Here is a 26,069-nt window from a genome sequence, read left to right as displayed (position 1 = left end):
TCTACCCGCGCTCATGGGACCCGATTCTAACGGGACGAGTAGTTCGGTGCTTCTTTCTGAATCTGAATATCGTGTGGGTGGCTCTCGCGCGAACCAGCCGTTGTGATCTTGACAAATTTAGCCTGCTGCAGGGCCGGAATGTCGACAGCTCCGCAATACCCCATACCGGCTTTCAGCCCGCCCACCATCTGGTATACAATCTCCGAAACCCGGCCTTTGAATGGTACGCGCCCGACAATCCCTTCCGGCACGAGTTTCTTGATATCGTCTTCGGCATCCTGGAAGTAGCGGTCTTTTGAACCGTCCTCCATCGCTTCCACCGAGCCCATACCCCGGTAGGTCTTGAACCGGCGGCCTTCATACAGCACCACTTCGCCGGGAGCCTCTTCGGTGCCCGCCAGCAGCGAGCCAATCATGACCGTACTGGCACCACCCGCCAGAGCTTTGGTAATATCGCCCGAGAAGCGGATACCACCGTCGGCAATGACCGGAACATCCGTTCCCTGCAGGGCTTTGGACGCTTCATACACCGCCGTAAGCTGGGGCATGCCGATACCGGCAATGATGCGGGTGGTACAGATACTCCCCGGTCCAACGCCGACCTTCACGGCATCGGCACCGGCATCGGCGAGCGCTTTCGCTCCTTCGCCCGTGGCAACGTTTCCGGCAATGACCTGGAGTTTGGGAAACTGCTGTTTGATGCCTTTCACCGCATCCAGAACGCCCTTGGAATGGCCATGCGCCGTATCGACACTGATAACGTCAACGCCGGCTTTCACCAGCGCTTCAATGCGTCGGGTCAGGTCGGGCGTTACACCCACGGCTGCGCCCACACGTAATCGGCCCAGTTCGTCTTTGCAGGCGTTGGGGTGACTCTTTTTCTTCAGAATGTCTTTATACGTAATCAGACCGACCAGACGGTACTCGTCGTCGACGATGGGTAGTTTCTCGATCCGGTATTGTTGAAGAATGCTCTCGGCCTCTTCGAGCGTCAGACCAACGCGGGCCGTAATGAGCTTTTCGCGGGTCATGATATCCGTCACCGGCTTGCTCAGGTCGCTCTGAAAGCGCAAATCCCGGTTGGTCAGAATGCCAACCAGCTTACCGCTTTCGTCCACAACCGGAATGCCGCCAATTTTGAACTCCCGCATAATCTTGAGCGCATCCGCGAGGGAAGCCGTTTCAAGCAACGTAATGGGGTCGATAATCATCCCGCTTTCCGAGCGTTTGACTTTCCGAACCTGGTCGGCCTGAGCCTCTACGCTCATGTTTTTATGAATAATGCCGATGCCGCCTTCCTGCGCCATAGCAATAGCCAGCGCCGATTCCGTAACGGTGTCCATAGCCGCCGAGATCAGCGGAATGTTCAGTTGGATGTTGCGGGTAAGCTGGGTGACGGTCTTTGTGTCGCGCGGGAGAACCTCCGAATAAGCGGGCAGAAGCAGGACGTCGTCGTAGGTGAGAGCCTCGTAAAGAAACTTACTGGTATCTAAGCTCATGGCAAATAAACAGGTGGTGTTATTTGCCGGACAAAGGTAAGAAGAATTTATGGACCGTAAAAGCACCGCCCCGGGCAGAATTCGGGGAATTATCTGAACTTAATCAATTAAGTTTATTCGTTCCAGGCCGACAGTTTAATGCTGATGGCTTTTCCCGCATCGCCAACGCTGAACTGGCAGTCGCTGAATTTAGGGGCCGACATCGTTGGGCGGAAGTTATTGCTGAATCCGTAGGGCTCTTTGGGAATCCCGAACACACGTTTATCCATTTTGCCGTTGCCGTTTTCGTCATGATAGACGGCCACCGCGTAGCTGCCTGGCTCAACCGTAAAGGTTGTTTGAACGCTTTTACCGCCAATGCTTAGTTTTTTGCCTTCAATGGGCCTGCCCTGCGGAAAATCTTTGCCCGGCCGGAACAGGGCAACGTAAACCGACCCCTGGCGTGACCGAACATTCTGAACATCAATTGTCAAACTGGTTTTGGCGGATAGCTTCGAAGGGGTGTGGCTGGACAGAAACAGGCTAAGAGCCGAAAGCAAAATGAGCATAAGCGCAATGTTTTTCTAAAAACGGATTTATCTTGCAATTATGATAGCCCAGTCCACCCCTCCCCCTAAACGATGGATTTCCAAACCCTTCCCGGATTCGACGCAGCAGCGGGCGGCTATTGCGTCGCTGACGCAGTCGCTCAACGTGAGTCCGTTTCTGGCGAGTCTGCTCGTTCAGCGCGGCATTACTTCGTTTGAAGAGGCTCGCCAGTTCTTCCGGCCCGAAATCGGTCATCTGCACAACCCCTTCGGCATGAAGGACATGGACCGGGCCATTAAACGTCTGGAAAAGGCTATGCTGCCCGGGCGCGAGGAGAAGATACTCATCTACGGCGACTATGACGTAGACGGTACAACCTCGGTGGCACTGGTTTACGGCTTTCTAAAGAACTATCACGCTAAGATAGATTATTATATCCCAGATCGCTATTCGGAGGGTTACGGTATTTCGCGTCAGGGGATTGAGTGGGCAGCGGCAAACGGGTTTACGCTGATCATTGCCCTCGACTGCGGCATCAAATCCATTGAACGCGTAGCCGAAGCGAAAGCGCTGGGTGTCGATTTCATCATCTGCGATCACCACCGCCCCGGTGCTGAACTGCCCGAAGCTGCGGCTGTTCTGGACCCCAAACGCGAGGACTGCGCTTATTCGTATAAGGAGCTGAGCGGCTGTGGCGTAGGCTTTAAACTCCTTCAGGCCTTTTGCCTGCGTAAGGAAATTCCGCTGGAGCAGCTGTACCCGTATCTGGATCTGGTGGTGGTCAGCATCGCGTCGGACATTGTACCGGTGACGGGCGAGAACCGCGTTCTGGCCTATTACGGGTTAAAATATCTTAACAGCCAACCCCGCACCGGCCTGAAAGCGTTAATTAAAATAGCCGGCTTCAGAAGCGAGCTCGATATTACGAACGTCGTGTTCGGACTGGGACCACGGATTAATGCGGCCGGCCGGATTCAGCACGCGAAGGCAGCCGTACAACTGCTGCTGGCGGAACTGGAAGAAGAAGCCGACGAGTTTGCAATGGCGATCAATAAACACAATAACGACCGCCGAAACTTTGACAGCAGCATTACCGAGCAGGCACTGGAGATGATCCGGAATAGCGAGACACTGCTGAACGCGAAATCGACCGTTCTCTACGACGCCAACTGGCATAAGGGCGTAATTGGAATCGTTGCGTCGCGCTGCATTGAACATTTTCACCGGCCAACCATCATCCTGACGCAGTCGCACGACAAAGCCGCTGGCTCGGCGCGGTCGGTGCCGGGGTTTGACGTGTACGAAGCCATTGAAGAGTGCGCCGACCTGCTCGAACAGTTTGGCGGGCACACCTTTGCGGCTGGCATGACGATGGCGGTGGATAATATCGACGCCTTTCGCCAAAAATTCGAAGAGGTGGTTTCGCGCCGGATCAAAGAAGAACACCTGACGCCGTTGGTAGACATTGATATGCCGATGGACTTCAGCGAGATCAATGACAAGCTGGTGCGGATTCTGAAGCAGATGGGGCCCTTTGGACCGCACAACATGCAACCGACGTTCATGACGGAGGATGTCTATCTGGTGGGTGAGCCAATTATTATGAAAGAAAAGCACCTGAAAATCTATGTGCAGCAGGGCCGGTCTGGGCACACACTCCAGGCGGTTGGCTTTGGTTTTGCCCATATGGCCAAACAGTTACGCCCCCGCGAGCCGTTTTCAATCTGCTATCAGGTCGAACAGAATTTCTTCAACGGAAACGTTTCGCTGCAATTGATGTTGAAGGATATAAAATGCAGTTAGCTTTTCAGTTCGTGAGCGGGTTAGCCGAATAGCGGTGCTAACTAACCGGCTGAGTAACTGAGCTATTTATGATCTTAAGAACCGAAAACTTAATCAAGAAATACGGGGCGCGGCTGGTCAATAACAACGTTTCCTACCAGGTGTCCCAGGGCGAAATTGTGGGCTTGCTTGGGCCGAACGGGGCTGGCAAAACGACTTCGTTCTATATGGCCGTTGGTCTGGTAAAACCCAACAGCGGTAAGGTGTTTATCGACGACATCGACGTAACGGATCTGCCGATGTATAAACGGGCGCGGCTCGGCCTGGGCTATCTGGCGCAGGAAGCCTCGGTATTCCGTGATCTGTCGGTCGAGGAAAACGTGCTGGCCGTGCTCGAAATGACGGACCTGCCCAAAAAACAGCAGAAAGAAAAAGTAGAAGAACTGCTCGACGAGTTTAGCCTGACCCACGTCCGTAAGAGCAAAGGCAAGGTCTTGTCGGGGGGAGAACGCCGACGCACTGAAATTGCCCGCGCGCTGGCGGTAGACCCGAAATTTATTCTGCTGGATGAACCTTTCGCGGGCGTCGACCCGATTGCCGTAGAAGATATCCAGAGCATTGTGGCCAAGCTCAAACACCGCAACATCGGTATCCTTATTACCGATCATAACGTCAACGAAACGCTGTCCATCACCGACCGGGCCTATCTGCTGTTTGAAGGCAAGATTCTGAAGCAGGGCTCGGCCGAAGAACTCGCTAACGACGAACAGGTTCGACGGCTGTATTTAGGTCAGCATTTCGAACTTAAGCGAAAAGTATAAAGCGTATAGACCGATGTCCGCGAGTAGTAACGTCAGAGAATGTTGCTACCCGCGGATCGATTTTAGAGTTTTATGGAATCGTTGCTTCGTTTTCAGCGAACCATGAATTGTTGTAAAAACTCGTCTTTGTACGAGCGGCCCAGGGGGATACTCTGCCCGCACAGATTAACCTCATCACTACTGAAAAAATCAATCCGGTTTACGTTGACGGCATAGGAGCGGTGTACGCGCACAAGCGAAGGCCAGGAGAGCCGCTTTAACAAGGCATGCAGGGTTAGGCGTAGCACATACTTCCGGGTGGTTGTCACTAAGGTCGTATAACTGGCGTCAGCTTCCAGGTAGATTAATTCGGCCAGGGGTAAACGGATGAACTGGTAGTTCTGCTTAATGAAAAGCTGGTCGTTTGCCTGTAGAATGGTTTCTCGGGAAGATTCGGGATTCGTAGCTGATGGGTGCTGTATCCAGACCGATAATCGCTGATTGAACTGAGTTAATGCTTTATCAATGGCTGCACGTACTGTCTCAGCAGAAACGGATTTGACGAGATAAGTAGCCGTGAGGTCAGAATCTATCGGTCCAGTTACAGGCTGATCAGTCAGAATTAGAACGGGTATTGCCCGGAGGGCGTCTAATTGCCGCGCTATACGAACGCCGTTATGGCTGTTCGACGAACTGCTTACGAGCACTATGTCTACGCGCTGATGCTCAAAAATAGCCAGAGCCTTTGCCATTGTCGTGGCTATACCGATCACTATGTGCCGTGGGCTATCGACCGCTAACTTTAAGTCCAAAGCAGCTTGCTCATCATCGTCGATAATCAGTAGACAAATTTGTTGATAGTTCATGGGGAGGAGAATATGGGTGGATTGGAACTCGGGCAGAGCAAAAGACAATAGCGCAGTGTTAATCAGGCACTGCGTTCACCGTAGGCAGTTATACGGGAGTAACTGATGATCTAATCATTTATTGCTATTTCTATAAACGATTTGTATCTATTTTTTGCGATTAGAATTACTATAGACTAGCTCATTCTTGATTAAAGACTTCTATTGAGCACCTCAAAGGTAAAGTCTTTATGGGTTGGTTAATCTACCGTTAGCTAATTACGTCCCTATTTATTTCTATTTAACCTTAAAATATTCTTGTTCATTGACAAAGTCGGACGGAGTGAGGTAAAATGAGGCACTTTTGACGCTAAGCCTGATGTGTAACGTCAGACAATATACGTAAACCAGTCAAGTGTCACATTTAACCAATCTACATCATGTTCCAGCCTACAAAAATTGCTCTTATGCTGCCGCTTCTGCTGGCAGCCGCCTGCCAGCCCAATGACCTGGTTAAACAGGAGCCCTCGCCCCGCTCAGCCTCCTCAGCCCGGGCTGCCAGCAACCGCTTCATCGTCACCTTTAAGGAAAGCGCAGACCTGGATCAACTCTTTCCTAATGACAACGATGACTATGACGGACGACTGGCTAAGATGCGCGGCTTCATCGCCCAGCGGATTAGCAGTGGCATTGCTCAGCGAGCTGAGCGCATCTATACCTACGCCCTGCGTGGCTTTGCGCTGTCATTGAGTGAGCAGGAAGCCACTTACCTACGAGCGCTGCCGTTGGTTGAATCGGTAACCCCCGACATAACCGTTGCACTTGGGCCGATGACGCAGAATGTGAGTGTACAGGCCACCCAGACCATACCCTGGGGCATTACCCGCATTGGCGGTTTTAAGAACTACATAACCCCCACGCGCCGGGCCTGGATCATTGATACGGGCATTGACTTTGACCATCCGGACCTAAATGTGGATGTGGCCAACAGCCGGGGGTTTGTCTGGTATCCATCCTCGGGCGATGATGATCACTATCACGGCACACACGTAGCCGGTACGGTGGCGGCCAAGAACAACGACTTTGGCGTAGTCGGTGTAGCGGCAGGGGCAAAGGTGGTAGCCGTAAAGGTGTTAGATTACAGCGGCTCCGGCTCGTATTCTGAGGTCATTGCTGGTGTTGATTACGTGGGTGTCAAAGGCAAAGAAGGCGATGTCGCTAACATGAGTTTAGGTGGACCAGCCTATCAGCCCTTGGACGATGCAGTTAAACGGGTGTCTCAGATGTGTGGCGTTCGGTTTTCGCTGGCTGCGGGAAATTCAGCCGCTAACGCGAATTACTTCTCGCCGGCACGGGCCAACGGACCCAACATCGTGACAATTTCGTCTATGAACATAAATGATGTATTGGCTAGTTCCTCAAACTGGGGTAATCCGCCCGTTGACTTTGCTGCACCGGGCGTAAATGTGTTATCCACATTGCCTAATGGCACTTACGGCTATCTGAGCGGCACATCGATGGCGGCTCCGCATGCAGCGGGGATCATGCTGGTCAACGGCGGCAAGATTTATACCAGCGGTACGGTGCATGGCGATCCGGATGGCAACCCGGACAAGATTGCGGCCCTGAAATGGTCGAGCGGGCAATTGTAACCTGGTTGACTCTGTATATAACAGCCTCTCCGTGCTTGGCGGAGAGGCTGTTATGTTTATCTACCGATGGCTAATTTGTTCCTTAAATATTGCTGCTTAACCTCCAAATAGTCTTGTTCGTTGACCAAGATAAACGCGGCATGAGGAGGAAATGCACTTTTGACGTACCGTTTAGCGCCTGACATCAGGCGGTGTAGGTACAAAAGTCAGTGTCAATTCTAACCAATCCTCCTCATCATGTTCCAATCTACAAAATCCGCGTTCGTCGCCCTTGCGCTGCCGCTTCTGCTGGCAGCCGCCTGCCAGCCCAATGATCTGGTTAAACAGGAGCCCTCGCCCCGCTCAGCCTCCTCAGCCCGGGCTGCCAGCAACCGCTTCATCGTCACCTTTAAGGAAAGCGCGGATCTGGACCGGCTCTTTCCGGACGACAATGATAACTATGAAGGTCGGCTGGCAGCCATGCGCAGCTTTATCTCCCAGCGTATAAATGCTGGGATTGCTCAGCGGGCCGAGCGCATCTACACGTATGCTCTGCGTGGATTTGCCCTCCCGTTAACCGAAGAGGAAGCCACCTTTCTGCGGGCGCTGCCTTCGGTTGAAGCTGTTACGTCAGATGGTGTAGTTACTCTGAGCCCGACGACCAAGAACGTAAGTGCCCAGTCCACGCAGACCATACCCTGGGGTATCACCCGTATTGGTGGGTTTGTTAACTACATTACGCCAACCCGCCGGGCCTGGATCATCGACACTGGCGTTGACTATGATCATCCAGACCTGAATGTGGACGTGGCTAACAGCCGGGGGTTTGTGTGGTATACATCCTCGGGCGATGATGATCACTATCATGGCACGCACGTAGCGGGCACAGTAGCGGCCAGGAACAACGACTTTGGCGTGGTAGGCGTCGCGGCTGGAGCCAAAGTCGTGGCCGTGAAGGTCCTGGATTACTATGGCTCTGGTTACTGGTCAGACGTAATTGCTGGTATTGATTATGTCGGCACGAAAGGCAAAGCGGGTGATGTAGCTAATATGAGTTTAGGTGGAGGAGCCTATCAACCAGTGGATAATGCCGTTGTAAGAGTGTCCAAAAAAGGAATTCGTTTCTCGCTGGCTGCCGGGAATTCTTACTCTAATGCGAATTACTTCTCGCCGGCACGGGCTAATGGGCCCAATATCGTAACGATCTCAGCTATGGACATCAATGATAACTTTGCCTGGTTCTCAAACTGGGGTAACCCGCCGATTGATTTTGCTGCACCCGGTGTAGATGTGTTGTCAACCTTCCCAGGTGGTTATTATGGCTACCTAAGTGGTACGTCGATGGCGGCACCACACGTAGCGGGTATCATGCTGGTCAATGGTGGCAAGATTTATACCAGTGGTACGGTGCATAATGATCCGGATGGTAACCCGGATAAGATTGCGGCTCTGAAGTGGTCGAACGGGCAGTTATAGTCTGATCACCTCAGTATGCAACAGCCTCTCCGCCGGACACGGAGAGGCTGTTGTGTATATATTCTATCCCAATACTTCGCGCAGAACAGGCAGCGATTTTACTTCGCCGATGGTGTCGATGTGAATCTGGTAGTAGGCTACCAGCGCGTCGAGCAGCTCGTTACGGGCCGCGCGGGCCAGCTTGATAGGCGTGCCGATGGGCTGACGTAACAGGGTGTTCAGGGCCGTCTCCATTTCATTGTCGGGCAGGAAGGGATAGGCGTTCTCACGAAGCTGACTCTCAAATTCGCGGGCCGACTCCGGACCAAAGCCTAGGAAGAACGACAGCTTCAGCAGAAACGCGAGGTGAAAGTTTTCATAATTCGTTCTTGCTTCCTCCAGAAACAGCACCGAATCGACCAGAAACCGGAACAAAATCGGGTTGCCAGCTTCTTCTTTCAGCACCTTGTTGAGTAACTCCATGACGAACATCGCCATCGTCGACTTGGCAACGTCGAACGGCAGGCTCTGAAAGGGGTGGCTTGTTTTGACCTCCGACAGTCGGCTCAGATCGCGGTCGTCTTTGTAATACACCACCATATCGAGCAGCGTCAGCGGCTGAAACAGCGCGATGCGGTTGTTTTTGCTTTTGGCCGTGCGAACGCTATTGATAATGTAGTTCTGCAGGCCAAATTCTTCGGTATAAACGCGGGCAATGATCGATGTTTCGCGGTAACGGATATAGCTGAGCGCGATGCCCCGGGTTTTTTGCAGCATGGATGGGGACGTAGTGAATCGACTAAGATAACATTTTTTTAGGGGTAAAAGTCGCCTAATTCCGTTATTATTGGCCGATAAACCCGATCTACACATGAAACTTTATAAAACCCAGTCCGGCATTGTGATCGAGCATGAGGACGGATTCTACCGCGCCGAAACCAGAGAATGGGACCAACTCGTTAATCAGGATAATCTGTTTGCCCGGCTGCAGCAGATGGTAGCCTCGTCGGAAGCCTCAGGCGAATATCGATCCTGGACCGAAACCGGCTTGCTGGCCCCTATCGGTCGGCAGGAGGTGTGGGCGTCCGGGGTTACGTATCTCCGCAGCCGAAATGCCCGCATGGAGGAGTCGAAAAAGTCGGGTGGCGATAATTTCTACGACCGGGTTTACGACGCCGAACGTCCGGAGCTTTTCTTCAAATCGACGCCCGAGCGCGTTGTCGGGCCGGGCGGTGGCGTTCGCATTCGGCAGGACTCTACCTGGGACGTACCCGAGCCAGAACTCACGCTCTTCATTACGTCGTCGGGCAGGATTGTCGGCTACACCTGCGGCAATGATATGAGTTCGCGGAGTATCGAAGGCGAGAATCCGCTGTATCTGCCCCAGGCTAAAACCTACGACGGCAGCGCGGCCCTGGGCCCCTGTCTGTATGTACCCGAAACGCCGATAGACCCCGATACCCAGATTGAGCTGGAGATAAGACGGGATGAGCAGACTGTATTTACGAGTAGCATCGGCATTGATCAGATGAAGCGGCAACATACCGAATTGGTATCGTTCCTGTTTCGGGAGTGCTCATTCCCCTATGGCTGTTACCTGATGACCGGCACGGGCATTGTTCCGCCCGATAGCTTTACGCTGCAATCGGGCGATGAAATCAGCATTACTATCGGCGGCATTGGCACGTTGACGAACACAGTCAGTTGAGTTCGGTTCGGCCGTATTTTAAATTCTAACACCGGGAAGCATCTTATCGCGAAGGTGCTTTCTTCTTTTTACGTAAACCGATGCTTCAAACCATTACATCTGTTCCCGTCCGCACCAGCGACCGTGTGGCCGAAATCGCCTGGTTCTGCGATCTGTGCGGGGGCGATACCGAGTTTCTGGGCCAGCTTGACCCGACCCGGCGGAGTAGTTTTGAACACTGCCGCGACATTCTACTGACCGCCGAGCGGCAGGGATTCAAGAATATCCTCCTGCCAACGTCATACGTGGTAGGGCAGGAGCCGATTGCCTTTGCCTCGGCCGTGGCGCAGTTGACTCACGACATCAGTTTACTGGTGGCAATCCGGACGGGCGAGTTTCATCCGCCCATGCTGGCGCGGGCCATCAGTACGCTCGATCACCTGCTCGAAGGTCGTTTGACTATTAACATCATTAATTCTGATTTGCCCGGCTACAAAGAGGATGGACCTACGCGCTACCAGCGTTGCACCGAAACCATTGAGATTCTCCGGCAGGGCTGGACTGGTGACCGTATCGTACACGATGGACCGGTTTACGGTCAGCTAAATATGCCTGCTGAACCCGTAAAATCCTATCAGCAAAATGGTGGTCCGCTGCTCTATTTCGGCGGTATTGCCGATGGCGCGCGTGAGGTCTGCGCCCGGCACTGCGACGTATTTCTGATGTGGCCTGAGAAAGAGGAAAGCCTTTATGCCACCATGCAGGATGTATCGGCGCGGGCGGACCGCCATGGCCGGACCATCGACTTTGGGCTTCGTATTCACGTAGTGGTGCGCGAAACCGAAGCCGAAGCGCGGGCGTATACCCGGCTGCTGATGAGCAAATTCGACGCGCAGCAGGCCGAAGCGCTTAAGCAACGCACCCAGGACGGTAAATCGCTGGGCGTTCTGCGACAGGACGAGATGCGTAAAGAAGCCGACGAAGACGGCTTTGTCGAGCCCATTCTCTGGACTGGTATCGGCCGGGCGCGGTCGGGGGCGGGCGGTGCGCTGGTTGGCACGCCGGAGCAGATTATCGCACAACTCAACCGCTATATGGACATGGGTATCCGGGCGTTCATTTTCTCGGGCTATCCACTCATCGAAGAATGTGAATACTTCGGTAAACTGGTTTTACCGCATCTGCCTAATGTCCGCCTGGGCGATGTGCAGAGCCGTAGACCAACCGAAACACCCGCAACCCCGTTGACGTATAGTCAGTTAGCCTACTAAACCCTGTTATGACAATCATAAAGCTGATTAATCAGGTGCTGGCCTTTTCGCTGGAGCTGTGCATGCTCTACATGCTGGGTGCTTTCGGCTATCAGACCGGTAGGAGCATAGGTTGGAAATATGCGCTGGCTATTGGACTACCGCTCATCGCTATCGTCTTATGGGGATATTTTGCTGCGCCAAAGTCAGATCATCGCCTTCCGTTTCCCTACCTGACTGTATTCAAACTGGCAATGTTTAGCACTACCGCTTTCCTATGGTTTAAAGCGGGCCATCAAACGCCGGCCGGTATATTTATGGCGTTTGTACTACTAAGCGAAGTCATCGCTTTGTGGCTTAAGCAGTAGCCTATTTCACTCTCTATTCATGTTAAGCCAACTTCAAACCATCGATATTGTTGTTCTTGTGTTGATGCTGGCGATTATGCCATCGGCCGGGATTATTATTGCCCTACGGAAAAAGACCGCTGAAGACTACTTTCTGGCGGGCCGGAACATTCGCTGGTGGGCCGTGGCCGGATCGGTGTTTGGGACGAACGTCAGTTCGTTTCACCTGATCGGGATGCTGGGCATCGGCTATTCGATTGGGTTCGTGCAGGCGCATTACGAGATTGTGTTTCCGGCCATTCTGCTGCTGTGCTTTGTGTTCCTGACATCCTACCGTCGACTGGACGTGTTCACGCTGTCGCAGTACCTCGAAGTTCGCTACAACGACAAAGCGCGGCTGCTCTATACCATTCTGCTGATCCTGATCATTCTGGTGCAGCTGGTTGGCGCGTTTTACGTCGGCAGCATCACCCTCCAATGGCTGTTTGGGGGAACCGGTTTTGATATGTCCTATGCGACCGGCCTGCTGCTGATTGGCCTGATTACCTGCTCCTATACGATCTGGGGCGGCATGGAGTCCATCGTCGTGACCGATACCATCCAGACCATTATGATGCTCGCGGCCGGTACGGCCGTTGCCTATTTTACCTTGAGTCAGCCCGAAATCGGCGGCTTTACGGGACTCCTGCACCTCGACGCGGCTCAACCCCGCGAGTTGCAGAAAATGCACCTCTACCTGCCCAGCAATCATCCGAACCTGCCGTGGACGGGTGTCTTTACGGGTCTGCTGCTGCAACACTGCTTTAACTTCTCAACCAACCAGTTTCTGGTGCAGCGCGTCCTGGCCGCTAACTCCGACAGCGACGCTCGTAAAGGCATTATTGCCAGCGGCTTTCTGAAATTGACCATTCCGTTTTTCAGCATCTCGGCCGGTGTCGCTGCGTACTACCTCTTCCAGAGTCGCTTAGCGGCTACCGTTGGCGGGGGCATGGACTTCAACTCCGACAATGCGTTTCTGAAACTGGTCGAAACTGTGATTCCGCACGGAACGGGCTTGGTCGGGATGATTCTGGCGGGACTCACGGCCGCTACGTTCTCGTCGGTCGATTCGATGATGAACGCAGCTACGACCTTGCTGACAGTCGATGTGTACCAAAAATACGTCAACCCGAAGGCTACTGACAAACAGATCGTGCGCTTCGGCCGGCTGATGATTCTGGTGATGGTCGTGGCCAGTATCGGCCTCGCGCTATGGACGTATACACCCGACCGCACCAACAACTTCATGCTGAAAGTCTCGGCGCAGCTGTCCTACTTTACGCCGGGCATCATGGTCGCTTTTTTTGTAGGCGTCCTCTGGCGGGGCGCATCGGCGCGGGCGGCTGTCGTCGCCATGGCTGCGGCTCCGTTCTACGGTCTGCTGACCGAGTTCATCTACAACAGTTTCCTCGGTACAAACCCAGACGTAGCGTCCGTATTTGGCGAGAAGCTCAACTTCATGCACCGCGTGTTTCTGACGTTTCTGCTAACCCTGACGACGCTCATCTCGCTTAGCCGAACCGTCTTCCCGAACCTCCGGCCCGAAGGCTTCGAGCGGTTGCGCGTCGACATTAATGCGGGGCAATTAGCCCGGGTCGTTGGCTTATTCCTGCTGGTGCAGGCCGTATTTATCGGGCTGGTTTTTCTGGGAGGCTTCTCCCCCCAAAGCGTCGCCATCTGGGCGGCTTTAGCTACGTTCGGACTTTTCCTAAAGAGTGAAAGGGTGAATCGGGACGCCGAACCGGAGCGAAAGGGCGAAGCTACAGTACGTTCATCGCTTACCGTTCATCATTCATCATTCAATAATGACCTTCTCTGGGCTGGTCTGCTAACATCCGTCAGCGTAGGGGTGTTGTATTATTTTGCGTAGATTCGTTAATGACAAAAGTCAAAGTACCCGTTATGATCGCAACGCCAGCTAACTCCGCTATGCCTACCCACCTGCAGACAGTTGATGAGTTTGAGCAGTGGGAGCGTCAGCACCCGCACGAAGGGAGTTATGAATTTGTGCGGGGCCGCATCATTCCTAAACCCGCCATGAAACAAGATGAATTTTACATCGCCGATTTTTTAAGAAGACAATTCATCAAAACGCAGCTCTTTCAATCAGGGCATACATTGATGCCTGAAGGCGATTCATACGTGGACGGTGCCAGGAAGCGCGTGCCTGACTTACTGTATGTCACTGCTAATCAGCATCAGGCAATTCGTCGGGGTGAGCGGGTAAACACGTTATTTGCGATTGAAATTCTATCTGATTCCGAATCGTACGAGGACGTGCTGGATAAGCTACAGGATTACTTCGACGGTGGCACCCAACTGGTCTGGTATATCGCTCCCAAACGGCAGAAAATCTTTGCCTACACCTCACCCGACGAATCAAAAGCCTACAAAGGCCAGGATATAATTTCGGCCGCTCCCGTTGTGCCCGAGTTGCAATTTGCCGTGGCTGATATGTTCGCTCAATAGTTTTTGAAACGCTGAACGTAAAATAAATTAAGTCTTGCAGATATAATTTATGCTTCTGACCGACTCAATATGGTCAAAGTATTTCTGCACAAGTTCTTTCATATATGTAGCCCTTCGCGACGAGCATTCTGGTACACAGGCATCAACGAGCTTCGATACTTTTGACTCGCTACGGGCAGTACTGAGACGGCTTTGCCATATTGTAAAACAAACTGTAACGTAAGGTCGCTTAGCTTGAATACTTCATTGATCGCGTTGACCTCTTTATCATTAAGCACTACCAGCAAATCGATGTCGGACTCCTCATCATAGTCCCCACGGGCATATGAGCCAAAGAGAATTACCTCCCGTAACCGCTCGCCGTAGAGATGTTGCAGAGCCGCTTTGAATTCACGAACGATAGATTCAATAGCCGGATTAATCGGGTCTTGCATACCAAAAAGTACTGTTTTGGACTATTTTCCCTAATCTCTGCAACAAGCAGGCATGTTGGCTTATTTATATTCTATAGCTAATGAGCCAGCGTATACAAATCAAGGCTTGGTTGGTGCCTCGCTGCCTGACGGATGAGGAGCGCGACCTGTTTGATCTGCTAAAGCGGAGCAAAACAACTAGCTGGTGGATTAATAAAGGTTGGTGCACTTTGTGTATAGCGCGATACCGTTGACGAACTTAACTTATTATCTTAAATATGTATAACGGCTGCGCTATGAACGGAAGATTGTGCTGTTATGATAATCAAGGAAAATTGTTGAAGGCTTATTAAAGTCTAGCTCAGGCAAAATGACTAGCTGTTTACCATGATATTGGTAATACTCACGACCATTACTAAACTCTTCTTTAATTCGTTTACTTACCTCAACCCTGTAATCAGGCGTAACTGTTATATAGCCGTCATCGAATAATTTGTGCATGTCCGAACGTAGTAACATACCGTTAGCTATTTGGTTTGGGCCCGATTCTGAAAATGGCTTAATATGAGCGGCTTCCAGCACAGGTAATGTTTTCTCACCGGTAATTGCGCATCGTTTTTGGTAAGCATCGATAACCGAAAGTCGGAAAGCGCCCTGTCCAATTCGTACTTTTCTTAACACAGAGTTCCCATAATGTGGTCCCTCATCCTCTACTAAAAATGACTCTTGCTTTGTAGGAGTTGTTATGAGATAGCTAGCAAGCCTTGTCTCAACTCGTTTCCACAAACTTGCTCCTACGCTGGTACTCGTGCTATATTTTTTACCTTGTACAATACTATTAGCCCAATTCTCAGGCACGGGTATCCAGTCTTCCCTACGGAAAAATATAGGATTGGTTAAGGCAATACAACCAATGGTTGGATTTCGCTCGGAGGTTTTACGGTATGTCTGAATTACGGCTCGAAACTGGTCTATTGAGTCAAATCCATTATGTAACTGGAAGGCATCCCAAGCTAATGAAAGTGGAAGTTGGCTTTGAGCGGTAAAAAAACCGACCCCTCCAATAGCATTATAGGGATGCTTTAGTTTAAACAGAAATGCACCACCTGGTTTAAGCGCTCGGAATGCAATCTTACCTCCAGGTTGCCAAAAATTAACATCTTCTGGGGTACGGCTGCTCAAATAATTATACCAACGCCAATCGGTCACGCCTAAATAATACTCCATCCGCTTAATATAAGCAACTTAATGTAAAACCCCATAACCGTAAAAGCCGCTTTTAAAACTATCTATCATTTATCACCCTGAAATCAGCGATTTCAAAAATCTCGGCTGAACCTGCTTCTTCGATGCTTGCTCGTAGGCGTAGCCCATAGCGAGTAACGGCCCTTCCTGATAGGCACCAGCGATGAGGGAGAAGCCAGTCAACAGGCCCACTAGTACTTTGCATGCAAGTCAGTTAGCTTTTAGTAAATTTGAGAAAGAAACGGACAATACAATGCTGACAACGCTTTCGGGAACCTATCGAAACGGGACGATCATCTTAGACGAAGTCCCACCTATTGATCATGATGTACCTGTGATTGTCACTTTTCTGGAAAATGATAAACGACCAAAAGCGACTGGTAAAGGAGTACGGCTGGGTAGCTGGAACGGTAAGTATAGTTTACCCGATGACTTTAACGAGCCACTCGATGATCTCGCGGATTACATGTAATGGGATTATTTGATCGACACACAGGTTTTTGTTTGGTCGCTGGTCAGCCCAGCGAAGCTTTCAACTTCGGCTCGGCATGCTCTCCAGGATGGCACTATTTACGTTAGCGTCGTCAGTTTATTGGAAATTGCGATTAAGCAGAAGGTCAATAAACTACCTGATTTGCCCATTACGACAGACGAATTGGTTGAGCAGCTAAAACGCGACGGCTTTGAATTGTTGCCGCTTTCAACCCGACACATTGCCCGATACAATGATATTCCGTTGCAAGCAGACCATCGTGACCCACGGTCCGTCGTGACCCGTTCGATCGGTTGTTGCTGGCAACGGCATTAGCAGAACAAATTCCTCTAATTAGCGCTGATGAACACTTCGGTTATTACACAGACCGGGTAACGATCATCTGGTAAAACTTAACTGTGCTAATCACCCCGGAATCAACGATTTCACAAATCTAGGCCGCGTTCGTTTCCTCGATGCTTGCTCGTAGGCGTAGCCTATGGCAAATAACTGCTCTTCCTGATACGCACCGGCGATAAGGGACAAGCCTACTGGAAGGCCGTGCACGTTACCCATCGGGATGGTTAAGTGGGGGTAACCGGCCATAGCGGCTGGTGGGCAGAAATAAAAGCCGGTGTCGTAGTCGCCGTTGATGAGGTCGATGCAACCCGCAAAGCCAATGCTGGTCCCGCCGATGGCGTCCAGCTTGTTTGCCGTCATCAACTGGTCGATGCGTTTGCCCCAGGTTCGCGTTTTGGCGAGCGCATCGGTGTATTCTTTACTCGTCAAATCGCCTTTAGCTTCGCTGCTTTCGAGGGTTTCCTGTTTAAAGAAGGGCATGGCTTTGGCTTCGTTCTCCTTATTAAAGGTAATTACGTCAGATAAGGACTTAACCCGCGCGTTGGCTGTTGACAGGTAGCGGTTTACGCCGTCTTTAAACTCATATTGCAAGACCGTAAACTCGGCTCCGCCCGTCTCGCCAAGCCCCTTCATCAGCTCAATCTCGACGACCGTAGCGCCCTGTTTCTTCAATACCGCTATGGCTTCTTTGTAGAGACCGACGACGCCTTCATGCCCTTTCAAAAAAGCTTTCTCTATCCCGATGCGCTTGCCTTGTAACGCATCTGCTTTCAGAAATTGGGTGTAGTCGGTCACGCTTTTGTCTCGACTTTCGAGCGTAACGGCATCGGACGGGTCAACACCCACCAGCGCACCCAACAAAATGGCGGCATCGGTTACGGTTCGCGTCATTGGTCCGGCGGTGTCCTGTGTGTGCGAGATGGGAATGATGCCGCTCCGGCTGACCAGCCCGACGGTTGGCTTAAGACCAACCAGACCACAATGCGATGCGGGGGCTATGATGGAGCCATCGGTTTCGGTACCGACCGCCACGGCGCACAGGTTGGCCGATGCCGCCGAGCCGGACCCTGAACTGGAACCGCTTGGATTCCGGTCCAGTACATACGGGTTGCGCGTTTGTCCACCCCGGCTGCTCCAGCCACTGGTGGAGCGGGTTGATCGGAAGTTGGCCCATTCACTCAGGTTTGTTTTGCCCAATATGACGGCTCCGGCCCTCCGTAGTTGAGCGACAATAAATGCGTCCTTGGCGGCTTTATGGCCTTCCAGGGCCAGCGAACCCGCGGTGGTCATCATCTGGTCGCCGGTGTCGATATTATCTTTTATGAGTACCGGAATGCCATGCATGGAGCCGCGCACCTTACCGTCCTTGCGCTCCTGATCCATCGCTTTGGCAATCGTCACCGCGTCGGGGTTGACTTCAATCACGGCGTTCAGGCCGGGGCCTTTTTTGTCGATGGCCTCGATACGGTCGAGGTAGAGTTTGGTAAGGGCTTCGGACGTGTACTCGCCCGACTGCATCTTTTGTTGCAGGTCGGAAACAGTAAATTCGTTTAGTTCGAACTGGTCGTCAAATGGTCTGGAATTGTCGGTTGCTTCGGCTTCTTTGGGAGAAGAGCAGGAGGCTGCGGCCAATGAAGTGGCTGATACGGAAACGACTGAACTATGCTTGATGAAGCTCCGTCTGTTCATAAAAGGCGGGTAAATGATACACTGATTCTGTAAGCTGGCCTTAAGTTAAGATGCTTTTACATTTAGAGCATTACCAAAAGCCTCACTATCCCTGAGATATCCGACGCTGACGAATCTTGTCGTTCTCAACAACCGTATGCATGTTGTCGATCAAGTATCCCTCTTTCAGTATGTTAATCAGGATGTAAGCGGGTTCGTCGGCGGTTATATTGACCAGACGAAAGTAGATGACACCGGGTGGGCGGTAGCCGAATTTGAATATTAGGGTGCCGTAATCGCCATCGAAGGTGAGAATGATTCGTTGTTCGGCAATCGCAAGCTCAGCAATATCTACGTCGGCGATACTTGGCATATCGAACGCGACGTGTTTGATGTCATAGCCTGCCGTTTGTAGAATGCGAAAGGAAGTAATCGGGAAGTTTTCGTCGGCCAGAAATTTCATGAAGCCCGACGCAAATTGTGAGGAGGAAACAGCAACAGATTATCTTTTACGTTAGCATGAACAAAAGCAAACATGGCCTGTAGCGCTTCCCTGGTTAAACGCGGATAGTTATCCAGCAGATCCTGTTCAGTCCAGCCGTCGGCCAGCCGTTCCAACAGGAATTCAACGGATAGTCTCGTTCCTTTAATGGTTGGCTTTCCCGACAAGACCTCTTCATCTGCAACTATATACTCCTGCCAGTTCATGTAACACGTATTTTTACAAAGGTAGCAAATGTGTTACGAACATTGTAAACCTGCTTAACGAGCACCCGCAGGGCATTCTGTTCACTAGCTACGCGTGGAGGCACGATAGCCTTATTCCACAAAATGCCAGCATACGCCGGCCAGATCGATAAGGTTCACTTCCCGGCCATAGGGCTGATCGATCGGTTTGCTGATCCGGATACCGAATATTTGAGAAAGTTGTTTATCCGTTACGTCCCGCCAGAATTCGTCGGCATTGCTGATCCGTACACTGAGCATCAGGTTTTCGGCAAACGCGACATTGTCATACTTCTGCAGAATGAACTTGCAACCGTCCCGCTCAAAGCCAACGTAATCGCCAGCGTCCCAATTTGAGTGGAAGCCTAACGCCTGAAACAACTGCTTTGACCCTTCAAAATCATTGCCAGAGGGCACAAATGGCTCGATCGAGAGAAACTTCATGATAATAGAGATTATTGGCTGATCGTTACGCCAGCGCGCCCTGAAACAACTGCATCCGTTCGCGGAGGACGTAGCCGCTAACCTGAGGGTTCCAGCCGCCCCGCACGCTGATTGAAAACGCCCGTACTTCCGGCGACAGCGTGGCGTATTTGTCCAGCGCCTTGTACCAGACGGTGCGGTCGCGGTAAGGAGCCAGCAGGATTCGGGCCTGGCTTAGCGCCCGGTGCTGACGGGGCGACCAGATTGGTCGCTGTTTGTAGGCGGCACCCAGACCGTTGAGCAGGTCGGGGAGGGAGAGGGGCGGGCACAGGGGCAGCAACTCCGCCAGCAGGTACAAGCCCAGCTCTACATTGAGGAGTCGGTTCGCCACCATGCCGGGCAGCGTATGACGGTGACGCAGCCGGGTCGCCAGCGGCTCCTGCCAGCGCAGAAGGCTGGACAGGGCCGGGCGTACGGTGGGATAGGCGGACGTTAATGCAGTGTTCATTAGTCTTGTTATTTAGTGTTCGTCAGGGCCGTTGTTCATGTCAAAGATGATACCCTGAGAACGTAAATTTTTTACGTTGTTCTTTAGGCGTAAAACTTTTTTTCGTCGCCTGTTCAGGCGACGGCCTATTGGGGCGACGTGCCGGGGGTAGGGAAGTAATACACCCGAAACAGACCGTTATCCTGAATGGTCCAGCCTTCCTGTAAAGCCAGCAGAAACAAACACCTGGCTACCTCCGCTTCATAAGCCTGATAGCCCTGATTAAGCAGAAATTGCTTCACGATTAAGCTGCTTGTGCCGCCTTCGGCTAAAATTAACGTGGTGGCCGCCCGCAGAACAGCGGATGACGTAAGCGGCTTCAGAGATGTATTCATCATTGTTATCTGTTGAATCCTGTACCAAATTCGGCAACGGCGGGCACCGGGTTTTTTATTGATGAGACTGATTCAGGTCGGTCTGTGCCTGTTGCGCACGAACTGTTGTAGGGTGTTACGCCATCGGACAAGCCGTCGAACGGTGCGTGCCGCCATCCCGACCGTACTGGATAGGGAATAGATCAGTATCGTTCGTGCGCATCGCATAAAACGGGGGTTTCCCGACGAGTAACCAGAATCAGTTCAGTCGATATGTTCAGTGTTAGCCGGTAGTAGTGGTCTATACAGATGCCTGTCAGTGGTTTAGGCGACGGTCTGGCGAAGCGTAAGAATCCGATTCCGGAAAAAACCAACGGTTTTTTCGCTGAATCGACTGCGGTCGCTGCTGATGTCATACGCCTGGAGCCGCTCGGGAACCGTTACGTAGGCATCCAGCATGGCGTTCCATACACTGTTCTGCTGAATATGGCTCAGCATAGCCCGTCCCCGGTTCAGCAGACGAAGTTGTTTGGGTGTCCAGGTTGGGCGGTCGAGGAAGGACGTGTTAGTGTCGGTCAGCAGATTCGGCAAGGCATCGGGTGGGGCCGTGGGCAAAAGCTGCGAGAGCAGAAACAGCCCTAGTTCAATGTCCAGGAGTTGCTGAGCTGACAGCGTTGCGCGTCTGGCGGACCGCTGAGCAGCCGGATACAGGGTCCGAAATTCGTTCTGTGGCTTGGGTTGAAAGAGCGTGTTCATTTGTATCGTTGTTTAAAATTCACAGAACAAAGTTCTACCGGGGAAAACGTAATCTTTTTCCGTCCTTCTTTTTTGTGAAAAATATTTTGTCAGTAGCTTAGCGGCATCAATCACCAGTTATGTCCTGACAATTTCGCCCTATGCCTATTACCCGTTCGGCCTTCCAGCGCTACCGCCTGATCGATGAGATCATCAGCCGGTATCCGCGTCAGTATTCCAAGCAGCGTCTGTTTGAACTTTGCCAGGACAAATGCGGCATTCGGTCCATTTCGTCGCTGGAAAAAGACATTCAACGACTGCGCGAAGACCACGACGCGCCCATTGCCTACTGCAAGCGACGTAACGGCTACTACTACACCAACCCGCAGTTCAGGCTCCTGAAGCTGATGCTCACCCCCGACGATATGGAGGCTATGGAGCAGGCCAGCGAGGTGCTGGCGGCAACGCAGGGCGCTTCGGTCGCGAATGAACTGGACAACGCCCTGCAGCGGGTGCGGCAGAGCCTGGACATCATCCGTGAGGTGAAGCGAGATGCTGGTGTCGCCACGGGTACTACGCGCCGGGTTGTGTATGTCGAGGAGAAAATTCTGGGTGGTAACCGGCAGTACGTACCGGTGCTGATTCGGGCCGTCAACCAGAACCGGCAGGTGGCTTTCCGATACAGTAAACACGAGAACCCCACGCCCGACGAGGAACGGCCAAAACTGCGGATTCTGCACCCGATTTTATTACGTGAAGTCTGGGATAGCTGGTACGTAATCGGCTACGACGCGGCCAGCGGTCGCGAAAAAACCTTCGCGCTCGACCGCATGAGTGAGCTGGAAATGCTGGACGATCCCTGCGACGTGCCGTCCGCTATTCTGACCAACGTCAGCGAGTTGTTCGAGCACATCTACGGCATCACCGACAGCAGCGGGCCCGTCGAAGAAATTGTGCTGTCGTTTTCGCCCCTGTTCGGTCGGTACGTAAAAGCAAAGCCGATTCATCAGACGCAGGAGGTCATCAGCGATACCGACACCGAATGTATTGTGCGGCTGCGGCTCGCTCCCAACCGCGATCTGCTGATGCATCTGCGGAGTTATGGCGATCACCTGAAGGTGCTGCAGCCACAAAGTCTGGTGCAGGAACTGACCGAATCGCTGCGGGCTACGCTGGCGCGGTATTAATCATCCAAACACACGATGCCTACCTTTACCGCCCTGCTCAAACGCTTCGACGCCAACGGCGAGAAAACCCGCTGGACGTATATTGAGATTCCGATTACCGTAACCGAAGCCCTCAGGCCCGGCCAGAAAACTTCGTTCCGTGTAAAAGGAAAGCTGGATGAGTACGTCCTTGAGCGGGTTGCTTTGATCCCGATGGGGCAGGCGGGCAGTGCAGATAGCGCGTTCATCATGGGCGTCAACGCCGTCATGCGCCGGGGCATACGTAAAGAAAAGGGCGCTACCGTACAGGTTACGCTCGAACTGGATGATGCGCCCATGCCCCTATCGGCCGATCTGATGGCGTGTCTGGAAGACGACCCGAAGGCGCTGACCTTTTTCAATCAGCTCAGCAAAGGGCACCAGAATTATTTCAGTAACTGGATTGAAGACGCCAAAACGGTTGAAACCAAAACCAAACGTATCACCCAGGCCGTAACGGGGTTAGCCTTAGGCATGGGCTATGGCGAAATGATCCGTCATTTTAAGAGCCGTAAAGAGTAAAGGATTTGGCTAGTTAGTCAAAGAGTAGCTTTACGTCGGTTCGCAGAAACTCTTCCCAGGGAATGCCACTGTTGCCGACAAGCAGAACTTTATCGGCATTGGTTTTACGCTGGAAAGCCGCCATGCCCGGAGCCTTTTGTGAACGGCCACTTTTGATTTCAAACCCAGCGATCTGACGCCCGCGTCGAATGACAAAATCAACTTCGTCATTACCGTCTCGCCAATAAAATAAATCAACTTCGCCCAGACGGGCTGCTCTGCATAAATGTGCACCTACGGCAGTTTCTACCCAGCGGCCCCATTCGGCTGGTGTTGACCGAACCTGCTCAAATGTCACCGGCGCGAAGCTTGAGAATAAAGCAGAATTTTGTACCTGCCATTTGGGAATAGACCCGCGTTGTCGGGCTTTGTCAATCGTATATTTGTCAAGACCGCTGAGCAGTCCGGCCGAGTCGAGGAGCTGCGTGTAATGAGTAAGCGTTGTTGTGTTTCCTGCATCCTGTAATTGACCGAGCAGTTTTGTGTACGATAAAATCTGTCCGGAGTAGCTACACCCCAACTCAAACAACTGCCGAAGCAGAGCTGGTTTATCAACGCGGGTTAGCATCAGGATATCTTTTGAAAGCGTCGTTTCGATAAGAGCGTTCAGAACATATTCTCGCCAGCGGGATTCGTCGTTGATTAACGAAGCTGCACCAGGGTAGCCACCAAACCAGACGTATTGATCCGGTGTCAGGCCAAAAGCCGTTTCCATTTCATGTAACGTCCAGTGGGTCAGTTGAATGGTTTCAAAGCGACCAGCCAGCGATTCGCTCAACCCTCGTTGAAGAAGTAGCCGCGCCGATCCTAACAGAATCAGCTTCAGGGGCCGTTCATCGAAGGTATCTTTATCCCACTGTGCTTTAACTACTTCTGCCCAGTCATCAATTTTTTGTATCTCATCAATAATCAGGACTCCTTCAGAACCACCTGTATTTCGTAACAGAAACCGGGCTGTTTCCCATTGCTGCTCTACCCAGACGCTGTTGGCTGCCCCGATGCCATCAGCCGAGACGTAATGAACAGGCATGGTTAGCAATTTTGCTAATTGTCTGACCAAGGTAGTCTTGCCAATCTGACGCGGACCCATAATAACCTGTATGAAACGCCGTGGCTCAGCTATGCGGTTCCTTAATTGAGAAAGCTCTTTTCGTTCGAACATATTTTACTCAGCGTATTGAGTAAAATTAAGAATTATATTGAGTAAATTTTAACTATATTAATTTTGGTTACTCGGTAGTCGGCTTGACTGGCCCCAGTTCTGCAACTCGGCGGTTGACCATAGGCTGGGGAAGAATACGCGCTGCTGCTGAACAGGGGGAAGATACGTCTGCCAGTTGGTGCCACCCGTTGCTTTAATATCTTCCGGTTCTTTATGCAGGTATTGCACCGCCGAGCGCAGGTGCACCAGCTTCCAGCGGACATTCACGCTCCAGTCGTATTCGCGTAGGGACGTAACCAACCCGTCGGTTGCGGTTCCGGCATTTTCCAGTTCCTTAAAGCGCTGGTACAGGTTTTTAGATTGATACTCCTCGGCCAGCCGGATCAGCCGCGAACTGTATTGTTTATCAAACTGGCGAAGCGTCAGCGTTTTTTGCTGGGTGGCCAGTTCGGTAGCGCCCCGCTTCCAGTAGATCGACTCATACAGATCGGTAATCGGCGTATCGTGGGTGATTGGCTCCTCCGAAACTACCAGGTTGCTAAAGTCGGTTGAAAGGATTTCAATCTCCCGAAACTGCACCGACTGAAAGCCGCTCGACGGCAGCAGGGCCATGCGAAACTTCAGAAACTGCTCGCGCTCCATACCCGTAATCATTACGCCAAACGATTGCTCCAGCAGACCGAAATACCGGTTCACGCGCTGCATTCGGGCTTCGAAAAAGTCGGCCGTTAACGGCTGGGCGTTGGCGATCTGGTTAATCTCGTGCAGAATCAGCTTGAAGTATAACTCCGTAATCTGGTGGTACGTAATAAACACCAGTTCGTCGGGGTAGGCCGTTTTGGGCGTCTGTAACGACAGCAGCGTTTCCAGATGGACGTAATCCCAATAGGTCAGGTAATCGGCCTGAAGCAGACCTTCAAGGTAAGAGGCCATATCCTGACCCATGGCGGCAAATTTGCGCTCCAGTTGGTTGAGTTTATCGGCTAACGAATCAGGCGTAGTCATGTTGAGTCAAGGCATTAATGGGTTAAATAGGGGGCGCTTAAATTTCTTTGCGATCTTTGCGCAAGGCCGCCGAAGCGGGTAAATTTTCAGACAATGTCTTTAGAAAACAAAACAATCATTATTTCTGGTGCGTCGCGGGGAATTGGCCGCGCTACCGCCCTGTTGCTGGCCCGGAACGGCGCGAACGTGGTGGCCACTGCCCGCAACGCCGACGACCTGAACCAATTAGAAAACGAAGGAGACGGCAAAATTGTGGCGGTGGCCGGTGACGTAGCCAGCGAAACCGATATGCAGGCGGTGGTGAACACGGCTCTTGATCGCTTTGGCCGGATCGACGTGGTGATCAACAACGCGGGCTATGGCGTTTTCAAGAACGTGGATGAAATCACCGTTGAGGAATGGGATGCCCTCATGGCAACGAACGTAAAAGGAACGTTTGTGCTGACGAAAGCCGCTCTGCCCAACCTGAAAGCGCAGGGATCGGGGCATATTGTGGTCGTAGCCTCAGACGTCGCCAAGCGGACGTTTGCGGGAGGGTCACTTTATACGGCCAGCAAATATGCCCAGGAAGCGTTCATGGGGGCCTTACGTAAAGAAGTGCGCCCGTTTGGGATTAAAGTAACGGGGGTGTATTCGGGCCTGGTGGATTCGCATTTCCACGACAAGGGCCACGGTCACGAAACATCGAAGAACTGGCTCAAAGAAGAAGATATGGCCGAGTCGATGCTGTTCATTGTCAGCCGCCCCGCACACGTCGTCATCGATGAGTTCATGGTTCACCCGCTGGAGCAGGAGTACTAAGCGTTAATGATGAATGATAAACGAGGAGTGATTCGTCTCTCATAGAGAATAACATCATTCTTCATTTATCATTCATCATCATTTATAAAGTCCACTTAGT

Annotated in this window: 29 protein-coding genes; 14 read left to right on the top strand and 15 right to left on the bottom strand. The window is 52.0% G+C overall.

Annotated features, from left to right (window positions below; genetic code table 11):
* Positions 1-26: 26 nt before the first annotated feature.
* Positions 27-1,499: an IMP dehydrogenase gene (guaB, locus tag HNV11_RS17600; protein WP_171740905.1), complete on the bottom strand. Its 1,473-nt coding sequence runs from the start codon at positions 1,497-1,499 to the stop codon at positions 27-29.
* Positions 1,500-1,612: 113 nt separating this feature from the next.
* Positions 1,613-2,047 (bottom strand): DUF2141 domain-containing protein, encoded by a 435-nt coding sequence (locus tag HNV11_RS17595; protein WP_171740904.1) that lies wholly within the window; start codon positions 2,045-2,047, stop codon positions 1,613-1,615.
* Between the two features lie 40 nt (positions 2,048-2,087).
* On the opposite strand from HNV11_RS17595, the gene recJ reads away from it, so the two are divergent.
* On the top strand, positions 2,088-3,830 hold the full coding sequence (gene recJ / locus HNV11_RS17590) for a single-stranded-DNA-specific exonuclease RecJ (protein ID WP_171740903.1): 1,743 nt from the start codon (positions 2,088-2,090) through the stop codon (positions 3,828-3,830).
* Positions 3,831-3,898: 68 nt separating this feature from the next.
* Positions 3,899-4,630 (top strand): LPS export ABC transporter ATP-binding protein, encoded by a 732-nt coding sequence (gene lptB, locus HNV11_RS17585; RefSeq protein WP_171740902.1) that lies wholly within the window; start codon positions 3,899-3,901, stop codon positions 4,628-4,630.
* 92 nt (positions 4,631-4,722) lie between these two features.
* Here lptB and HNV11_RS17580 read toward each other — a convergent pair whose 3' ends face one another.
* Positions 4,723-5,475, bottom strand: a complete 753-nt coding sequence (locus HNV11_RS17580; RefSeq protein ID WP_171740901.1) for a LytR/AlgR family response regulator transcription factor — start codon at positions 5,473-5,475, stop codon at positions 4,723-4,725.
* Between the two features lie 419 nt (positions 5,476-5,894).
* Here HNV11_RS17580 and HNV11_RS17575 point away from each other — a divergent pair, with 419 nt between their 5' ends.
* Both HNV11_RS17575 and HNV11_RS17570 read left to right on the top strand, forming a co-directional pair.
* Complete coding sequence (locus HNV11_RS17575; RefSeq protein ID WP_171740900.1) at positions 5,895-7,106, top strand: S8 family peptidase; 1,212 nt, start codon at positions 5,895-5,897, stop codon at positions 7,104-7,106.
* Positions 7,107-7,343: 237 nt separating this feature from the next.
* The gene (locus HNV11_RS17570; RefSeq protein ID WP_171740899.1) at positions 7,344-8,561 is read left to right on the top strand and encodes a S8 family serine peptidase; all 1,218 of its coding nucleotides are present in this window, start codon (positions 7,344-7,346) and stop codon (positions 8,559-8,561) included.
* Between the two features lie 63 nt (positions 8,562-8,624).
* On the opposite strand, the gene recO is transcribed toward HNV11_RS17570, so the two are convergent.
* The gene (recO, locus tag HNV11_RS17565; RefSeq protein WP_171740898.1) at positions 8,625-9,317 is read right to left on the bottom strand and encodes a DNA repair protein RecO; all 693 of its coding nucleotides are present in this window, start codon (positions 9,315-9,317) and stop codon (positions 8,625-8,627) included.
* A 94-nt stretch (positions 9,318-9,411) separates the two neighbouring features.
* On the opposite strand from recO, the gene HNV11_RS17560 reads away from it, so the two are divergent.
* The 5 genes from HNV11_RS17560 (at position 9,412) to HNV11_RS17540 (ending at position 14,332) form a co-directional block, all read left to right on the top strand.
* On the top strand, positions 9,412-10,248 hold the full coding sequence (locus HNV11_RS17560; protein WP_171740897.1) for a fumarylacetoacetate hydrolase family protein: 837 nt from the start codon (positions 9,412-9,414) through the stop codon (positions 10,246-10,248).
* 80 nt (positions 10,249-10,328) lie between these two features.
* Complete coding sequence (locus HNV11_RS17555) at positions 10,329-11,498, top strand: LLM class flavin-dependent oxidoreductase (protein ID WP_171740896.1); 1,170 nt, start codon at positions 10,329-10,331, stop codon at positions 11,496-11,498.
* An 8-nt stretch (positions 11,499-11,506) separates the two neighbouring features.
* Positions 11,507-11,845, top strand: a complete 339-nt coding sequence (locus HNV11_RS17550; RefSeq protein WP_171740895.1) for a YrdB family protein — start codon at positions 11,507-11,509, stop codon at positions 11,843-11,845.
* 19 nt (positions 11,846-11,864) lie between these two features.
* Positions 11,865-13,733, top strand: a complete 1,869-nt coding sequence (locus HNV11_RS17545) for an SLC5 family protein (protein ID WP_171740894.1) — start codon at positions 11,865-11,867, stop codon at positions 13,731-13,733.
* A gap of 59 nt (positions 13,734-13,792) precedes the next feature.
* The gene (locus HNV11_RS17540; protein WP_240163537.1) at positions 13,793-14,332 is read left to right on the top strand and encodes a Uma2 family endonuclease; all 540 of its coding nucleotides are present in this window, start codon (positions 13,793-13,795) and stop codon (positions 14,330-14,332) included.
* Positions 14,333-14,430: 98 nt separating this feature from the next.
* Here the strand turns inward: HNV11_RS17540 and HNV11_RS17535 are convergent, their stop codons facing one another.
* Positions 14,431-14,766: a nucleotidyltransferase domain-containing protein gene (locus HNV11_RS17535; protein WP_171740892.1), complete on the bottom strand. Its 336-nt coding sequence runs from the start codon at positions 14,764-14,766 to the stop codon at positions 14,431-14,433.
* 273 nt (positions 14,767-15,039) lie between these two features.
* On the bottom strand, positions 15,040-15,972 hold the full coding sequence (locus tag HNV11_RS17530; RefSeq protein ID WP_171740891.1) for an HNH endonuclease: 933 nt from the start codon (positions 15,970-15,972) through the stop codon (positions 15,040-15,042).
* A gap of 271 nt (positions 15,973-16,243) precedes the next feature.
* Between HNV11_RS17530 and HNV11_RS17525 the strand changes: the two genes are divergently transcribed.
* On the top strand, positions 16,244-16,462 hold the full coding sequence (locus HNV11_RS17525; protein WP_171740890.1) for a hypothetical protein: 219 nt from the start codon (positions 16,244-16,246) through the stop codon (positions 16,460-16,462).
* Positions 16,463-16,471: 9 nt separating this feature from the next.
* Entirely contained in the window at positions 16,472-16,798 is a 327-nt protein-coding gene (locus HNV11_RS17520) for a type II toxin-antitoxin system VapC family toxin (RefSeq protein WP_240163534.1), read from the top strand.
* Positions 16,799-16,888: 90 nt separating this feature from the next.
* Here the strand turns inward: HNV11_RS17520 and HNV11_RS17515 are convergent, their stop codons facing one another.
* From HNV11_RS17515 to HNV11_RS17485, 7 genes are all read right to left on the bottom strand, one after another.
* Positions 16,889-18,511, bottom strand: a complete 1,623-nt coding sequence (locus HNV11_RS17515; RefSeq protein ID WP_171740889.1) for an amidase — start codon at positions 18,509-18,511, stop codon at positions 16,889-16,891.
* 85 nt (positions 18,512-18,596) lie between these two features.
* Positions 18,597-18,953 carry a DUF5615 family PIN-like protein gene (locus HNV11_RS17510; RefSeq protein WP_171740888.1) on the bottom strand — a complete coding sequence of 119 codons (357 nt, stop codon included), beginning with the start codon at positions 18,951-18,953 and terminating at the stop codon, positions 18,597-18,599.
* A complete protein-coding gene (locus HNV11_RS17505) occupies positions 18,950-19,198 on the bottom strand; it encodes a DUF433 domain-containing protein (protein ID WP_171740887.1) in 249 nt (82 codons plus the stop codon). Before HNV11_RS17505 ends, HNV11_RS17510 begins: the two co-directional genes overlap by 4 nt.
* Positions 19,199-19,309: 111 nt before the next feature.
* Positions 19,310-19,660, bottom strand: coding sequence for a VOC family protein (locus HNV11_RS17500; RefSeq protein WP_171740886.1), 351 nt, complete (start codon positions 19,658-19,660; stop codon positions 19,310-19,312).
* 25 nt (positions 19,661-19,685) lie between these two features.
* Positions 19,686-20,147, bottom strand: coding sequence for a pPIWI_RE_Z domain-containing protein (locus tag HNV11_RS17495; protein ID WP_171740885.1), 462 nt, complete (start codon positions 20,145-20,147; stop codon positions 19,686-19,688).
* 125 nt (positions 20,148-20,272) lie between these two features.
* Entirely contained in the window at positions 20,273-20,524 is a 252-nt protein-coding gene (locus HNV11_RS17490) for a hypothetical protein (RefSeq protein WP_240163532.1), read from the bottom strand.
* A 300-nt stretch (positions 20,525-20,824) separates the two neighbouring features.
* Complete coding sequence (locus tag HNV11_RS17485) at positions 20,825-21,256, bottom strand: pPIWI_RE_Z domain-containing protein (RefSeq protein ID WP_171740884.1); 432 nt, start codon at positions 21,254-21,256, stop codon at positions 20,825-20,827.
* A 140-nt stretch (positions 21,257-21,396) separates the two neighbouring features.
* On the opposite strand from HNV11_RS17485, the gene HNV11_RS17480 reads away from it, so the two are divergent.
* Positions 21,397-22,422: a helix-turn-helix transcriptional regulator gene (locus HNV11_RS17480; protein ID WP_171740883.1), complete on the top strand. Its 1,026-nt coding sequence runs from the start codon at positions 21,397-21,399 to the stop codon at positions 22,420-22,422.
* 15 nt (positions 22,423-22,437) lie between these two features.
* Positions 22,438-22,962, top strand: a complete 525-nt coding sequence (locus tag HNV11_RS17475) for a YdeI/OmpD-associated family protein (protein ID WP_171740882.1) — start codon at positions 22,438-22,440, stop codon at positions 22,960-22,962.
* A gap of 13 nt (positions 22,963-22,975) precedes the next feature.
* Here HNV11_RS17475 and HNV11_RS17470 read toward each other — a convergent pair whose 3' ends face one another.
* Both HNV11_RS17470 and HNV11_RS17465 read right to left on the bottom strand, forming a co-directional pair.
* Positions 22,976-24,163 carry an ATP-binding protein gene (locus HNV11_RS17470; RefSeq protein ID WP_171740881.1) on the bottom strand — a complete coding sequence of 396 codons (1,188 nt, stop codon included), beginning with the start codon at positions 24,161-24,163 and terminating at the stop codon, positions 22,976-22,978.
* Positions 24,164-24,220: 57 nt separating this feature from the next.
* The gene (locus HNV11_RS17465) at positions 24,221-25,168 is read right to left on the bottom strand and encodes a tryptophan 2,3-dioxygenase family protein (protein ID WP_240163530.1); all 948 of its coding nucleotides are present in this window, start codon (positions 25,166-25,168) and stop codon (positions 24,221-24,223) included.
* A gap of 93 nt (positions 25,169-25,261) precedes the next feature.
* On the opposite strand from HNV11_RS17465, the gene HNV11_RS17460 reads away from it, so the two are divergent.
* Complete coding sequence (locus tag HNV11_RS17460; protein ID WP_171740880.1) at positions 25,262-25,969, top strand: SDR family oxidoreductase; 708 nt, start codon at positions 25,262-25,264, stop codon at positions 25,967-25,969.
* Positions 25,970-26,069: the final 100 nt, after the last annotated feature.

Source organism: Spirosoma taeanense (assembly GCF_013127955.1).
GTDB classification, from domain to species: domain Bacteria; phylum Bacteroidota; class Bacteroidia; order Cytophagales; family Spirosomataceae; genus Spirosoma; species Spirosoma taeanense.
Note: the sequence above shows the minus strand (reverse complement) of the source record. Positions and strands in the feature narration are given on the sequence as shown.